The sequence below is a fragment of the Sphingobacterium sp. UBA2610 genome (assembly GCF_002339225.1).
Taxonomy (GTDB): domain Bacteria; phylum Bacteroidota; class Bacteroidia; order Sphingobacteriales; family Sphingobacteriaceae; genus Sphingobacterium; species Sphingobacterium multivorum.
In genome coordinates, this window is sequence record NZ_DDKA01000013.1 from 53,260 (window position 1) to 69,601 (window position 16,342).

Below are 16,342 nucleotides of genomic sequence, written 5' to 3' on the forward strand. Positions count from 1 at the left end.
TTTGTAGCATAAGAATATGATACAACTTGCCATAATAAGTGACATTCATGCCAATTTAATTGCATTGGATGCGGTATTAACAGATATCAAAAATAAAGGATTAACACAAATTTACTGCTTAGGTGATCTTGTTGATTTCGCTCCCTGGGGCAATGAAGTCATTGACAGAATACAAGAAAAAAACATTCCACGTCTACTGGGAAACCATGACCAAAGAATTGCTTTTGACGAAGCCATTATCCCTTTACCACACCATGATGTAATAGAGACTTCAAATCGAGAAATCGCCATCAAGCTAAGTAAGAAGGAGATATCGGCCCCTCATAAAAAATGGCTAGCAACATTACCCTACACCATTGAACTAACCTTCAAACTTGGAACGAGTTTTAGGAAAATACTTCTTGTCCATGCCAGTCTCCAAAGCAATGACGAATACATCAATGAATCAACCCAAAAATGCGCTCTATCAACTCAATTAAAGCAAAAAGCGATTGATATTCTGGTGATGGGACATACACACCATTCTTATATTCAACAGGATGGAGATGTCTTGTTTATCAATTGTGGTTCCGTCGGACGTAGTAAAGAAAAAGACAGAAAAGCAACTTACACAATAATAACCTTATCTGAAAAAGAAATTAATGCCGAGATCATTAAAGTAAACTACCCAATAACAGCTGTCGCAAATGCAATTTACGACAGCAATATCCCCGATTTCTACGGAGACTTTTTACTTGCGAATAATACACTTTAATCATTGTCAATTTGCTAGAATAGCTAAATCCCCGACATATACTCTGCATTATTTTCAAAGAGAGGGTCTCCTAAAAAACAATACGGTTGCATCGGGGATTTGTATAGTTATTATTTCAGAAACAGTTTCCGAATAGCTTTATTACCAACATCCAGAAGATAGATATTACCATCTTTATCTACGACTATGTCTTTTATCAGACCAAACCGCGCTGTAGACAAAGTTCCATCCACATATCCATTCGTTCCCTTTATCAAAGTAGTCACTTCCCGTGTTGACATATTGACCTCCCGAATAGCATAGTTGTAGTTATCAGCAACAATCAATCTGTTATTTAATCCTGCTGTGATACCGCCTATTCCGTTGAAATATGTGTTCGTTCCAATCCCATCTTGATAACCTGCATCCGAACCTCCTACCCAACGTTCCCCACGTGTAACACCCGGTCTTACAATTTCAATCCCGTTATTGCTGCTCGTATTCTGATCCGAATAATACAAAACTCCTTGACTATCTACAAAGGGCTTTGCCATTACCCAACTAGGTCCAGGTACCTTAGTATAACCTCCAGCCAGGTTGACTTTGTTTATTCCCTGCGCAAAACCAGCTACTGCCACATATAAATTCCCTGACAGATCTAAACACATTGCACCCGGAGAAAATCCTTTTGCGTGTATAGTGCGTTTGCCCGCAGCTGTAATTTTAAAAATCTGATTTGATCGCTGATCGCTGACATAAATATTATTTTGCGTGTCAACAACTATTCCTGTAGGATAGTCGAATACAGCATTGGCACCATCTACCTGCAAAATAGATACACTTCCAGTCGGAGATACCTTTTTAACTTGTTTATTCTCTGGATCTGCGACATATAAATTTCCCTGCGCATCTATCGCCATTCCAGCTAGGTTATTGCCGAATACTGTACTTCCTGGCCCCCCTACGAATGTCATTACACCTGCGCGACGGAACGGTTGCGGTGCTAAAGCATCCTGACCGCCAACGATTACCTTCACCTCGCCTGTTGCAACACCCTGTGGTGCCTCTATAACCAACTTATTCTCACTAGCACTTGTCACAGGGGCCGAAACACCGTTGAAATAAACCCTATTTTCGGCAGCATTTGTACTAAATCCAGTGCCCAATAACGTTACACTTGTTCCCGCCAAACCATTGTCCGGACTTATAGAACGAATACCAAGCGTCTGATCTTTAAACTGTGGTCCTTCCACGGATTGATCGTTGACTACAACCCTTACCTTTCCAGATCCAGTTCCGCCAGGAATGATCAACTTCAGCTGATTTTCACTACTTGAAGAAATAGCAACTTGCTTCCCATTTATAAAAACCTGATTTTCGTCAAGTTCTTTACTAAATAATAGCCCGCTTATTGTCATTTCAGCCCCTTTAGGGCCACTCAAAGGAGAGACAGCGCCGATTTCAGGCTTGCCTACAACCGTAAATTTCGGACCCGAAATCTTCTGTTCATTGATATTCACGGATAGAGGTCCGGTACTGACACCAGCTGGAGCCACTACCACAATTTTTTCAGGACTAGACTCCAATACGACCGCGATCTTTCCATTGAAATCAACGATATTCCCCGAACTGACTTTTTCGAAGCCTTCACCCATTAGGGTAACTTTGGTTCCCGCCCCACCTGTTAATGGTTTAATACTGCGGACGACCTGATAAGTAAAATTCTGTCCTTGAGACTTTTTACCATCCACACGAACTTCTACAGTACCATACCCCGCATCTTCTGGAATTTCTGCAACGATTAATTTATCTGTAACACTCACAACTAAAGCTTTTTTGCCATTAACATAGACTTCTGCAGGTTTATCTGTACTACCAAACCCCTCCCCATCAATCCGTAGCTGGGTGCCGCCTGTACCATTTGTCGGAAAAATTTTTGAGACTGAAAGATCTTGATAGGTATACGTACCGACATCAAAACTATTACTTCCATACTTCAAGACAATTCCGCCACTTTTGTCACCTTTTGGCACACGTAAAACAACCGATGTTGAAGTAGCGCTAATGACCTCTGCTGCCCCCCCTGCAACTGTTGCAGAAAATTCTGTATTTGCCCCGCTGAAGCCCTGTCCTTCAATCGTAACTAGTGTGCCAGCTTTACCAGAATTAGGGTAATAACTATCCACTTTAACCGGAATTTTATCGACCAATTCTTCCTTTTTACTGCAACTGATCGTCGCAATAGCCATCCATATAGATATGATGACTAGATTAATTGTATTTTTCATTGGAATAAATTCTTATAACTATATATCCGCTATCCTTTTAGGTTTTTGCCAAATGACCAAATTAGAATGTATATCGAACCCCACATTGTATTTGTGCTCTTGAGTTAAAATAATCGATGCTATAAGGCTGCCCAGGATCACTAAAGGTAAATACGGGCCAGCTATCAGCATTTTGCCTCGGCGGAAATAATGATGGGGTAAGTCCCACACTACTCGTCGAATTAAATGTATTGGGCGAAAAATATTGAATACCCCATTTCTTGGAGATTAGATTAGTCAAGTTCATAACATCCACCGAAAATGTTATAAATCGTTTCTTTGACTTCTGAAGAAAGAGATCATGTGCAATTCGTAGATCTGCCTGTACATTCCATGGCGTACGTCCCATATTACGCTCTGTAAAATCTCCTCTACGAGAGCTTAGATAATCATTACCATCAATGAACCGATTAAAAGCATCTGCTTGCTGCTGAGCAGAAAGACCATTTGCAAGATCTTTAAAGTAATGAATTGTTTCCGTCTGTCTTGGAATATAAACCAAACTTACTTGTTGCGGCAAACCTTGTATGCTATTATTGACGATACCATAGGTAAATGGACTTCCAGATTGCGCACTGATATACAAGGTAAAATTCGTACGTCCTACATTACGCCAAATTTGTTCGTAATTTATACTCGAAACGATACGGTGACGGATATCGAAATTACTGTAAGCTAACTTTGGATTATTAGGAATAAGTGACTGATTTAGTTGCCAGTTACTTTCCATAGAATTACGTACGCCATTACTTAAATCCTTCGATTCTCCATAGGTATAACTCAGTGTAGCATTCATTTTTTCTTTGATCGTTTTTCCAATGGTCCCTGTTATACTGTAGCGGTAGCCTTGATTGGTATTACTCAGAAGATATACATTCGAGAAACGATTATCCACAGTACCGCTATAAACAGGTTGTTGTTTGTTGACGTCATATCCATACCATAATGGGTTATCCTTGTTGTTCAGCTGCTGAAATAGAACATCTTTAATATTCTTTGTATAAATACCTTCAACCGTAAATTTCCAGCTTTCAACCTTGTAATCTATACCCAAGCTGGACCGCAGCACCTGCGGCAGTACAAAATTGTTATCGACCAGATCAACCTGCGTTTTTCCGGTACTTGGATCATTAATGACAGCGCCATTCTGCGCTATAAACTCACCTATTCCATTCGGACTTGGCTTTATAGGGTCAGACCCAGGTGCAAATGGTTTCTGATCTGCTTTTTGATCGAAAGCGCCGTAACTGTTCCCCGTATTATAGTATGCATAAGCCAGCCAAGCAAATGGTATACGCCCTGTAAACAAACCGGCACCACCCCGGACAGTCAGTTGTTTATTGTCCATTGCCTCCCATCGAAAGCCAATTCTCGGAGACAACTGTATCCTATTTAGAAACTCATTTCTTAACCGATTCGGCGGTGTATAGGTGTAGGTTGTACCAAAAGTGGGGTCAGACCACATGTCATTGACTTTATCACTTCGTGTCGGCATTGTTGGCAAAGCTGCCAAATCCGCACGGAATCCAGGTATGATTTGAAAACGATCATTTATACGGATTTCATCCTGAATGTAGAGACTATACATATCAACGGAGAAGTTAGCCGCGGGATGATCCAAAATGTAAGAGTGTGAATTATCCTTATAGTTGTAACTTCCTCTTACGCGATACGGAACATTCGCGACGAAATCTGCAATACTATTGTAATCAACCCGGCCATTCCAGCTGTTAACAAACCCATACCGAATGCGATAAAGCTCATTATGTGTTCCAAATAACAATTTATGCCTGCCTTTTGTCCAATTTAGATTGGCCGTAATCTCCCAGGTACCTTGTCGCATGTTAAATATACTAGCTTCACGATCAGTTCCAAGATAAATTGTTGTGCCCGGTGTACGCCCTTGTATCTGTACTTGAGGTAAGGAGGGATCACTTAAAGGGTCACGTCGATCATTTACCTGTGTATATCCCAACACAATATTGGAAGAAAGATTATTACTGAATCTACTTTTCAATTCTGCAACGGTACTTGTTTGGTTGTTTTCTTGTTCAAAGGCCATACTACTGAACCGAAAATCCTGTTGATCCCGATCCATATGAGTTGCCTTACTAAAGATTGTATTGTTACGGATTGCCAACTGATGTTTGGCATTTATATTCCAGTCTAAACGATTGAAAAACTTGGTTGACCGGGACCAATTTGTATAATTACCTGCGGTTCCAATATTAAAAATATCACCATAGCGTGAACGAGCGGCTTCGGCTATTGCTTCTACATCGCGCTGCTCCAAAATATGAGCTGTTTCGATAGTCCCAACACGCAACTGCGTAGGATCTTGGCGCCTGGTAAACTCCTCATTACTGAAAAAGAATAATTTATCTTTTATTAAAGGAAACCCTATTCGGAAACCTGTTTGATAATCATAAAAATCTTTATTCATTTTCCCCAAAGTTCCCACCCGGTCCTTACCCGTTAACGCGGCATTCCGTCCATAGGCGTAAACCGATCCTTCAACTTGGTTTGTACCACTTCGCGTGACAGCATTGACCGAACCGCCTGTAAAATTTCCGATCTTGACATCGTAGGGAGCCAAATATATTTGCATATCCTGAATGGCGTCTATTGATATGGGGTTTGTTCTTGTACTGCTCCCCGCCATTCCTGAGGTCCCGGTTTGTCCGCCAAGAGAGGGGCTAAAACCTATTGCATCATTATTGATGGCACCGTCTATCGTGACATTATTATACCTAAAGTTTGTACCACCGAAACTATTATCGCGACTTCCTTGCGGTGTAAGCCGAGTTACATCGGTAATCGAACGGTTGACTGTAGGCATATTCCTTACTTGCGCGCCACTGAAATGATTTCCTGTCCCTACTGTCCCAGCCCTTGTATCACCTTTCCGGCCAGTCACAACGACCTCACTAAGTGTTTCATTACGCTGTTGCATAATAAAATCCGTCTGCAAGGTTTCTCCCAAACGCACAAATATATTTTCTTTACGTTCTGTTTGTAATCCAATGCTACTTACATCAACTGTATATGGACCGCCAATACGAATATTATTTAAAGTAAAACGTCCATCTTTATCAGTCGATTGCACATAACGGGTCCCTGTTGGTGTGTGTATCACAGTAACGGTCGCCTTCTCCACAAGAGTTCCACTGCTACTTTGCACCTTTCCGTTAATTGTACCCGAAGTTTCCTGCGCAAAAGAATTGAGCGCTTGCAAAAGAAACAAAAAGAGTAAAATTAGCTTTAGTATTGACATTATAGGGTAGAAAGTCATGGTTGGCCTTCCTATGCATATACTGTCATTTTGATATCTATTCATTGCTATGTTTCATTAATTCGTTAGATAAATCTTCTTATTACTGTGTTAGCCGGAGCCCCTGATCAACAATATGTAGTACCCCATCTCCGGTAAGGATATCCTGTTTCTGTAATAAGACATCATTTGTATTCCCCAAACCCCGAAGTGTTATGCCGCTGAAAGAGCCCGGAGAACTGGTATTTGGAACCAACTTAATGTCAACACTGTTACCATCTAGCATGGTTTGCTTAGACATATTTGTATTACCCGTACTCAAGATATAGTCGTACACAAAACGACGGTCATGGAGAATATGATAGCGGACTATTTTTTTCAGATCATCTAAATTGGCCAGCTCCACATCCTGCACGGATTGAAATCCCAGCAGATTCATAGCAGCATTATTCGGTGCAAAAACCGTATAGGCTCCCTGATTTGTTTTTTCGGATAAAATGCCGGTCCTTTTTATAGCACGAGCAAATATGCTGATACTCGCATCTGCGTTGATAGCATCGACAATCTTATCATGTACATAGGGAGTCATAACGCGGTCGAGCACTTGAATCAGTCCATTAGATGCAGGCAAATTTTGTGTCAATATACGTGCTCCATTCAGTGTCAGTACTGTATCGGCGCCTTTGACCCAGTGTGTGGCATAGACCTTACCGCGACGTGTTTTCAATTCTTGATTAAACAGAAAAGGAAGCTTATTGAGCTCATATTTTCCATCCAGTATGTGATAATTAGCGATATTAGAAACTATTGCTGCGCGTTCAGACAGCATGCTCACCACAGTTGGATAACCCGCCTTTCCAAAGGCATTGTCGGATGGAACAAGCAAAGTATAGGGACCTTCGCCCTTTTGCAGCTCTTTATCCATATTACTGACGCGCAATGCAGCATTAAATACCGATAAATTAAAATTATCGGCAACGACCAAGTTGACCTTATTATTGTCAAAATTCGTCGTGTTTTCTTCCTTTTTACAAGCAAATAATAGATTGATCGTCAGCAAAAATAGGCTACACTTGCTATAACTAAAATTATGTCGTCTCATCTTTTATTTAAGTTTAAATCCTTTTGGAAGCAGTAGGTTATCAACAACGTGGATCGGTCCATTAACCGTATTTATATCTGTCTCAATAATATTGATCGGTGCTTGCTCGGTTTCTTTGATTTTCATTTGGATCTGGTTTCCATTTTTAGAAAAAGCTAAAGGCATCTTATAAGCGTATTGAACCTGACTACTCCCCCCTATATTCACATAGTAATCGTTTAACAAGGCAGGATCCAGATCATTACTATAAAAGACTGTATTATTGGACATCGCTATGCCATAAGCAGGATCCTCAGTTGCAAACACTCTGCCCCAATTGCGATGAAAACTGAATAAAGTATCTGTCGGATATGATCCACGTGGTTCAAAATACAAGTCGTCGTATCTTACGTCTCCCCGTTTAGCATTAAAAGCTAGAATATCGGCCACGCTATTAAACCCTGCTTTTCGAAAGGCATCATCTGTTGGTGCAAATGTGGCTGTCAGGTTGAGATTAGGTAACTCATTGTAAAATGGATCCCTATCGATATCCCATCCTCGTTGATAGGAAACTCTGGCCTCTGGATAATAGCTCAAAAACTCCTCTTTACTCATACGATATCCCCATAGAGGCTCAATATCATCCAACATTTTTTCATAAAACATTTCCTCGGATAAACGTTGGGATTCCACAAAAAAAGTAAACCTTCCGTCGGCTATTAGCGCCTCCAATATGGTCATAGTAGGCTTTTCGATCACTTTTTCCAACATATAGATACCGCCATTTGTCGCGGGCTCATAAGCTAATTTTCCTTTAGACTTACCATTGACTAGCAAATCGCCATCTTTCACAGCGAGATAATGACGATAAGCATAGATGTCGTAACGTCTGCCGACTGGCTCGGTATTATCATAAAAAGGTACTCGATAATTTTGATTTTTTAACATCGATCGAACCATGAGACTATATTTACCAAGTTTAATTTGGTTAAGATCTCCTAAAAAACTGTAAAATTGAACGAAATCGGCAGCTTCCTCAGTAGTCATTTTTTGAATAGTCTCTAGTGTTATTCCAACTTGCTTTAACGCATTATCGGTTGGCGCCAATACGGTCACTTTTGTATTGACTCCAGCAGCCTTACTCAGTGCTACAATGTTACTTTTCTGCCATGCTGCTAAAAAAACTTTTGCTTCGTTATGCGTTGTCAATAGTTGCGTAACATCCTGTGAAGCTTCGTTTTTATAGGGAACTTCCTCCCCCACAAGCTCCGGCATGAACTCAGTTTTTTGGCAAGATAGCAGTACAAACACAGCAGTAGTACATAACAACAGTATATACCAAACGGCATTTATTGATTTATTTTTCATCTTTTCCTTTTTTTATCGCTTGATCTGGGCTTACCAGCCCTTGATCTAAATCATGTACCAGACCATTACTACACAAATAGTCCATTTTAGCGCCGACAGCATACGTTACATCGGCGAGTATAACCGAATAGAAAGTATCATTGTCGCGGAGTCTCATATTATAACTCAATTTCCAAGTCGGATAGACTTCATTGGCAAAATATTCCATATAATGTACTTTATCTTTCAAGTGGTATTTGTAATTACCGTTCGAATTAATGATCGTAAAAACCTGTGAATCCGATATAAAAAAATGTTTATCGTACATGATGTAGGCACCAAACAATACCTCAGGGACGTAATTCTGTGGAACAGCACTATCCAAAAATTCCATCGTAATCCCTCTCTTTTCTAGGGCCTCATTTGTTGGTGCAAATACCGTAAAAGGGCCTTTTCCAGCAAACTGATCCCACAGACCAAATTTCTTCAGTCCAGCCACAAAAACGGTATAGTCTTTCTTGTCACTGAGCCAATCCTGAATATTTTTTTCAAATTGTGGTTTCATAACCTTATCCAGCACATGCAACACCCCGTTGGATAAAACCACGTCTTTGCGGATCGCTTTCGATCCGCTAAAAAATAGCATATTCACGGGATTAGTAGCTCCAGGTGAGATAGAACCGATTGAGGCATACAATTCGGAACCTTCGAGTGTTGCATACCTAAAATCCACTGAGTTACTCGGAATATCGCTCACATAAAGTCGCCTTGGGAGAATATGATAAGAAATCAGTCTCCGCAAGCTATCCTTATTCATTCGATCAAAATCGGTTGGGCGAAACACACCGATCTCATTAAAAGCGAGATCGTTTGGAACGAGAACTGTAAATGGACCTTTGCCATTTAGTTCGACATTCAGACCAGTTCTCTCCAACGCTGCATCAAAGAGGCGCATTTCATAATTATTACGAATAAAATCGGCTGCCGGTCGTATATTTTCATTAGGTTGGGGCACCGTGAGATTATCATGTTTGCAGCCTTGTAGCAACAAAATAAATAAGCACGCAGAAAACCAGCCTATAGCATGAAGCAGTGAAACCTTCTGTTCTATTTTGCTATTATATTGAATCATTTCTGCTAATTTTAGTAAATAGGTGGAGCATATTTTCGTTGTATAGTCGTTAGGTAGACGCGACCATTGACAATTTCGATCGTATTGACCGTTGCGAAAGTGCGTGGATTATCCTTTCCCGAATGTACGTTGACCAACAAATTTGGAAGCAGTGTTCCGTTTTCATTACTGGTCAATCCTACTTTTCCATTTAGGAGACAATTAAGTACAGCCCAGTTGCCACCTGTATTTGTCTCACTGTCATAAAATGGATTCGCGACGGGATCCATTCCAGGTGTAAAAAAGTCAAATCGTTGCCAAATAGCTGTGCGGATACCGTTGGATTTACTACTCGCCCATAACGGAAAACTTGCATAGGCGTTCACTTCATTTGAACTTGTATTACGTTTAACGGACGTCAAAAAACGCCCTTGGTAACCATTTACTTTCGCAGCATAATGGCTGAGCTCTTCCTGACTTTCATAAAGTGACAAAAATACATTCATATCATCCTTAACACCATTTTTGAAGCTTTTCAACCGATAATCATCATCTTTTAAGCTTGCATCGGCTTCCCAGAACCCTTTTGCACTCATATTGTAAAAGTTTACGTACACCAATGAATCTGATAAAGGGAGTTTATAGAAATTTTCATGTCTCAATAAGACTCCATGATCCTTCTTTAAAAAATCCCTTTGCAAAAGATGGAGTGTATAAACTTCTTTGCTTTGAAGATTGATCACCGTATCGATCAGAATGTCATTTTTCAAACGATCTTCCAATTCGAAGAAGGGTACCGTATTTTTTGGACGATACGCAAATACGACCCTTACTTCGCCTGAAGGCACCTGAGCCCAGCTACTTAAGTCAAATCCGTTTAAAATAGGACCGACTAGGACATTTTCCTTTCCTGGATATTCGGGATTGCTTGGGTCTGTACTGTTCCCGATGTGAGAAGGATATGGGGGAGCATAAGGATCTCGTTTATCCAAGAAATCACCTATAATTTCCGCTCCTGTAAATTTTCCATCAGAACCTATTTTTGGATTGATAAGCATACAGAAATAGGGTACTTTATCATCTTTGCTACCCATAGTCTGTACGTAATTGACATTATTAAAAACACGTAGATAAGCCGGCTCGGCAATCTGTGTATATTCAATTTTCGTACAGGAAGCAAGCAATAGTATAAAAATGGCCAGTAGCCAAATACGACTTGATATATTTTGCTTTTTCATTATTTATTATGTTTGATAATGATCATTCGCGCTTTTTCTTTATCGGACGATCCCGAACCACTTTTTCCAATCAATGCTACAGTATAAATCCCTGGCTCAAATGCTGGCAGAGGCCTTCCAATGGTTGTATACAGCGATTTATTTGCTATAAACTCCGTCGATTGCAATACGTCAATATCGTCGGCCCAGATACCCGGTATTACGTCTGGTTTAGAACGATAAGCCATTATTGCGTAGGGATTCGCCATAATATTTACATTGGTATAAGGCATATTAATCGAAGGGATCCCAGGTTGCAGATTTACATTGCCACTGTTTCCGAAAGGCTGTCCGTTAGGTAGCGTAAAGGTGATATAAGGATTGCTTGCCGATAGATTTAAAAAGCGATTAAAGAAGAAGAATTTAAAAGCTAGCCGGCTGTATGTCCCATCGTCTTCAGCCGGTAAAGGGAGCGTACCACTCAGATCATTGGAAATGAGAAGCAACTGAGCCTTTCCATTTCCATCAGGATAGAGCCATAACGTATAATTTTGATTGCTCCGCAATTCCTGTTTAATCGTCGCAAGTACGTTTCCAGTTGCATCTATAGCCTCAATATCATATTGCTTCTGGGTAAACACACTATAATTACTTCCTTTTCCAAATCCGATACCACTGGCAATAACCTTTCCATCGACCCTAAACCCTATCGATTGATCCTTATATGCATTTACACCTTGTATCCTCAAATAACTTTGATTCGTTGGCGCAGCAATATCTGTAATGATCTGAAACGAATTTTGATAGGCTGAAACTGTCTCATTCAGCTCATTGGAGAAATAATTAAATCGCTGTGGAGTGACTACGATCGTATAAACACCACCAGGTTGAAAATCCTGAATCGGAGCATAAGTAAAATTAGTAGACTTCGCATAATCTTTTGGAATGGTGGAAGTCGGTAAATCAATGAGCCCGTACTCAAACCGACCTGAGCCCAAAGAAGGAAGGGGTCTGCCATCTGCTACCAATATCTTGAATTGATAAGTCCCATAAGGCAACTCGATGTAATCAGAACTAATCTGAGAAGCTGCTATTGCACTGGTTTTTTGATTCACCAATGTACCATCGGCATAGGCTAAAGAAATTGGACCAACGAGATTTTCTTGCGGACCATTCATTCCAATAGCTGGATTTTTAATTGTCCCACCGAGATTAACAATGCGGATTTTAAAATGGTCTGGCTTAGTGGGACTAGTCATAGCACGCGTTAGTGCAACAACTTCCGGTTGACCATTCATGAATAAGGAAGGAAGCAAAAAATAATCCTTAGGTTGCTCATAACTATTGTCAACCTTGACTTTAAAATCATGGTTCAAACCAAAACCCTGATAAAAGCGAGCTGCAAACGTAAGGTCTGCCTCTTCTTTCTGGTCAAAAAGATCTTGTGGAACTGTCCATATCTTTGTCAAACGTCCGTCTATTGGGAAATATGAGGTTCCGGGATATTTATGATTCCCCGGATTTAACGGATGCAACACAACAAAACTTGTCAAGCTGTCGCCATTAGCAATAACCTGATTAAAGTCAGATAGATTAACAATTCTAGTATTTGAATTTGGCCGGTTTTCAGTTACAGGACGATTGTCATTAATCACATCCAGTTTTTCCTTTTTACAAGAAACAAAGGATAAAAAACATAAAGCTGTAACAGCAAAAAACCGACAACTCACGCGTTTACACATACTGATTTTCATTGGATTAAAATAAGTTATAGGTAAAACCGATCATAATTTCCGCACCGCGCTTATAACTTCTGTTGATATACTCATTTCCATACCACTTTCCTCCGGTTTGCGGATTCGCATAAACAGTTTTAATAGCAGGATTCATTATATTTTTGGCATAGCCTTTAAACAAGATCCGTTTATTTAGCTTTTGGGAAAAAACAAAATCAAGGTAAGGCACGGGCTGTGTATACAGATCTGGTTCCCCTGTCAGATTAATTTGGACTAAGCGTTCCCCAACCATATTAAAGGTCACAGTGAGATCGGTTCCTGATTTGTCGTTATCATAGTTTAACCAAGCATTAATCGAATAAGGAGCCTGCTCAAACAACGGACTATTTTTTGGGGTATATCTATCCAGTGAACGATTTGCTTCATAACGCTCCGCAGATTTTTTAATTTCACTTTGAGCCAATAAAAGATTGGTACCCAAAAACAAGTTTTTTAAAGGATCATATAATGTTCCCAAATTCTTGACAACTTCAAATTCCAATCCCCATACCTTACCAATATTACCGTCATTCTGAAATTGGATGGTTGGAAATTCAGGATAAGTAGCAGCTAACCCTTGGGTTTTTAGATTAAAGACCTTAACCAATTGATTTTCTATACGCTTTCCAAAAGCCGACACGGCAATAACCTCTCCTTTAGCAGCAAACCATTCCCATCGAAAATCCGCATTTTGGGTATATTGATTTTTCAAATTGGGATTACCAACAACTAAGCCCATTTGAAAGGCATCAAATTCAAATACATTGGTAATCTCACGCAATTCGGGTCTCGCCAGAGTCGTGTTGAAGGCCCCACGAAAATTCATATTGTCATTCAACGTATAGGTTGCATTGACAGAATAGAATGGTTTATATTTTGTTTTATAGACAGAATTGGGATTAATCGGATCCAGAGGAATACGTGTACCATCTGGAGATGTTGCGGTCAGTGCAGGGTCTAAAAACACATTCGCAGTATCCACTGTCGAACCAATATTTGTCATCTCAAACCGAACTCCTCCGGCCATGCGGAATCGTTCAGCAATCTTGAGATCCAGCATACCATATAATGCATTGGTTTCAAAATAACCTTTGTAGTTATTTGGCGATTTTTGGCTATTGTATAGAAAACCACCTACTGGCATCATACCTTCACCCTGCCCCGCTTTTGGTAATACAACACCTACAATTTCATTGCTTACCAAACGGTCTAAATTGCCCTGAACATCATATAATGGAATTGATTTATTGCCAGTGAAATTAGACCCTGGCAGAAACAGCTGGTTTTCTGTAAATTTACGATCCCTAAATAAATAATTGAACCCCGTTTTAAACAACTGCTTTTCACCCAATAGCCTGAAAGGAAAACTCAGATCAGCTTTAGCATTAAAATTATCTTCGTTCAAATTTCGCCATCTCCGACCATTAGGTTCAGCTTGAATAATACCATAATTTCCGAATCCGTTTACATAGCCCGATGTAAGTGCATAGAGATGTTCAGAATATACATAGTCATCAAAATGAGCCTGCTCACCTATAATGGGACGCCGATACCATCCTCCACCCCGAGGTTTGTAGTCTACAAGACTAGCAAATCTAAAATCCGGATCATTCTGTGTGGACTTTGAAGTTGCAACATTATAACTCAAACGAGGCGAGAGCTCATTTTTCAAAAACTTATGTTCACCCTGTAGGTTAAAGGTATTCAGATTACGGAAGGTCTGTTTAAGCGAATGAATAGTACTTCTGACTTCGCCAGGCAAGCCCGAATACTCATAGCGTCCATTTAAATTTGTTGCAATAGACTCTCCTCCCCAGCTTCCCAAATATTGCATACTGACCTCATGCTGTGGATTAAAACGGTAGGTGACCCCTACAAGTGTACCATAGTTTAGTGTTTCGGTTCCTGTATTTTCGCTATAAGTTTGATACTTCCCCATAAAAAGACTATTCGGTGTAATATAATTAGGGATATTCCTAAAACTAAAAATATCAGGATTACCAGTCACTACCCCTTGATAGATGCTATACTGGGTCAGTTCGCCCTGATAAATATCAGCGGTTCTTCTATAATAATTTCCTCCGACAATAAGCCCCAGTTTGTGTTTTCCAAAAACATCATAACTATTACCGAATGTTGCCGAGTAAAGCTGATTCATAGGTGCACGGCGGTATCGAGTTGTCATAACAGGATCGAACCCTTTCATAATTTTATTAACCCGGTTTACCTCCTGGTATCCTGAGGGACTATAGTTGCTATTGGCGATCATATCCTGGATGGAACTTAATCCATTGGGATATTGCGTTGCAAGATTTAAAAAATCCGAGGAAAGGTCTTTTTTATTGATTCGTGTCCCCAATAATCCCATCTCACTGTTCCAAAAGCTGTTGTAATTTCCTCCCAAACCGATGTTCGAATTGAGCCCGGTTTGAGCGATAAGCTCAAATGTCATTTTCTCAGGTACAGATTTCGTTTTGAGCTCAACGATACCCGAAGCAGCATCGGCAGGTTTATCTGGTGTTACTGTTTTATAAACGGTAATATTATCCAATAAGGAAGCCGGAACAAGGTCCAATGGGATGGCACTACGGTCAGGATCAGAAGAAGCCAATCTTACGCCGTTCAACTGACCGATCACAGATCGATCACCTAGCCCTCTTACCGCAACATATTTGTCATCAGTCACCGTAACGCCCGTGACGCGTTGCAATGCTTGTGTCGTTGTAATACTTGCGGTACGCTCGATCAATTCGGCCGAAATAGCATCCTGTACAATAGAAGCGCGTTTACGTTCTTCCAGCACGGCCGTTTCAGTGTTCATTTTACGCCTTGCCTGAACGGTGACCTCTTCCAATGCTGTAGCAAGAGGGCTCAATCCAATAACAAGGTTTTCCTTTACATCATTAATTTCAATTTCCTTGGTCTGATAGCCCAGATAGGAAAGAACGAGAACAGTAGGAATTTTAGAAATCGATAGCGAAAAGTTTCCATTTGTATCAGAATTCGTTCCTCCAGATGTCCCTTTAACACGGATAGAAACGCTGGCCAATGTCCTTTTTGTCTGTTGATCAATAACTCGACCAACCAAGCGCTGCTGCAATACATCGGCGGGCTCTTCCAGCACAGTCCGAAGCGCCGTAACAACAACCAGTTTATTTTTCACAACATAACCGAACGGTTGTCCTGCAAAACATATATTCAATGCTTCTTCAACAGTTGCATTGTTTAGATTGACATTAACGGGTTTTGCTCGGTTAAAGAGCCCATTATCGTAAAAAAAGTCATAACCGCTCTGCTGCCTTATTTCTTTTAAAATAGCTGGGATATGACTATTTTGTTTGTTAAGTGTAATACGTTGACCGTAAGTAAACGCACTGACTTTCACCAACAAACAAGTTAAAAATACCATGGTGATTTTCATAACACGCATGCATTGATAAAAACTCATATATTTGTTGTTGTTAATATTATTTGATGATC

The 16,342-nt window shown here is 40.2% G+C and carries 9 protein-coding genes; 1 reads left to right on the forward strand and 8 read right to left on the reverse strand.

Translation table 11 applies throughout. The annotated features are described in order from the left end of the window. The first annotated feature begins 16 nt into the window (after positions 1-16). Complete coding sequence (locus B4Z47_RS09150; protein WP_286727250.1) at positions 17-754, forward strand: metallophosphoesterase family protein; 738 nt, start codon at positions 17-19, stop codon at positions 752-754. A gap of 110 nt (positions 755-864) precedes the next feature. Here the strand turns inward: B4Z47_RS09150 and B4Z47_RS09155 are convergent, their stop codons facing one another. The 8 genes from B4Z47_RS09155 to B4Z47_RS09190 form a co-directional block, all read right to left on the reverse strand. Continuing rightward, positions 865-3,021 carry an IPT/TIG domain-containing protein gene (locus B4Z47_RS09155; RefSeq protein ID WP_159332783.1) on the reverse strand — a complete coding sequence of 719 codons (2,157 nt, stop codon included), beginning with the start codon at positions 3,019-3,021 and terminating at the stop codon, positions 865-867. Positions 3,022-3,082: 61 nt separating this feature from the next. Next, positions 3,083-6,304, reverse strand: coding sequence for a TonB-dependent receptor (locus B4Z47_RS09160; RefSeq protein ID WP_286727251.1), 3,222 nt, complete (start codon positions 6,302-6,304; stop codon positions 3,083-3,085). A gap of 130 nt (positions 6,305-6,434) precedes the next feature. Further along, positions 6,435-7,433: a fasciclin domain-containing protein gene (locus tag B4Z47_RS09165; RefSeq protein ID WP_112373605.1), complete on the reverse strand. Its 999-nt coding sequence runs from the start codon at positions 7,431-7,433 to the stop codon at positions 6,435-6,437. A 3-nt stretch (positions 7,434-7,436) separates the two neighbouring features. Next, positions 7,437-8,780: a fasciclin domain-containing protein gene (locus B4Z47_RS09170; protein WP_112373606.1), complete on the reverse strand. Its 1,344-nt coding sequence runs from the start codon at positions 8,778-8,780 to the stop codon at positions 7,437-7,439. Further along, complete coding sequence (locus B4Z47_RS09175) at positions 8,770-9,891, reverse strand: fasciclin domain-containing protein (RefSeq protein ID WP_112373607.1); 1,122 nt, start codon at positions 9,889-9,891, stop codon at positions 8,770-8,772. The genes B4Z47_RS09170 and B4Z47_RS09175 overlap by 11 nt, the downstream gene beginning before the upstream one ends. An 11-nt stretch (positions 9,892-9,902) precedes the next feature. After that, positions 9,903-11,108 carry a hypothetical protein gene (locus B4Z47_RS09180; RefSeq protein ID WP_112373608.1) on the reverse strand — a complete coding sequence of 402 codons (1,206 nt, stop codon included), beginning with the start codon at positions 11,106-11,108 and terminating at the stop codon, positions 9,903-9,905. Next, entirely contained in the window at positions 11,108-12,742 is a 1,635-nt protein-coding gene (locus B4Z47_RS09185) for a DUF4397 domain-containing protein (RefSeq protein ID WP_146752991.1), read from the reverse strand. Before B4Z47_RS09185 ends, B4Z47_RS09180 begins: the two co-directional genes overlap by 1 nt. A gap of 103 nt (positions 12,743-12,845) precedes the next feature. Further along, positions 12,846-16,310 (reverse strand): TonB-dependent receptor, encoded by a 3,465-nt coding sequence (locus B4Z47_RS09190; protein ID WP_236560125.1) that lies wholly within the window; start codon positions 16,308-16,310, stop codon positions 12,846-12,848. Positions 16,311-16,342: the final 32 nt, after the last annotated feature.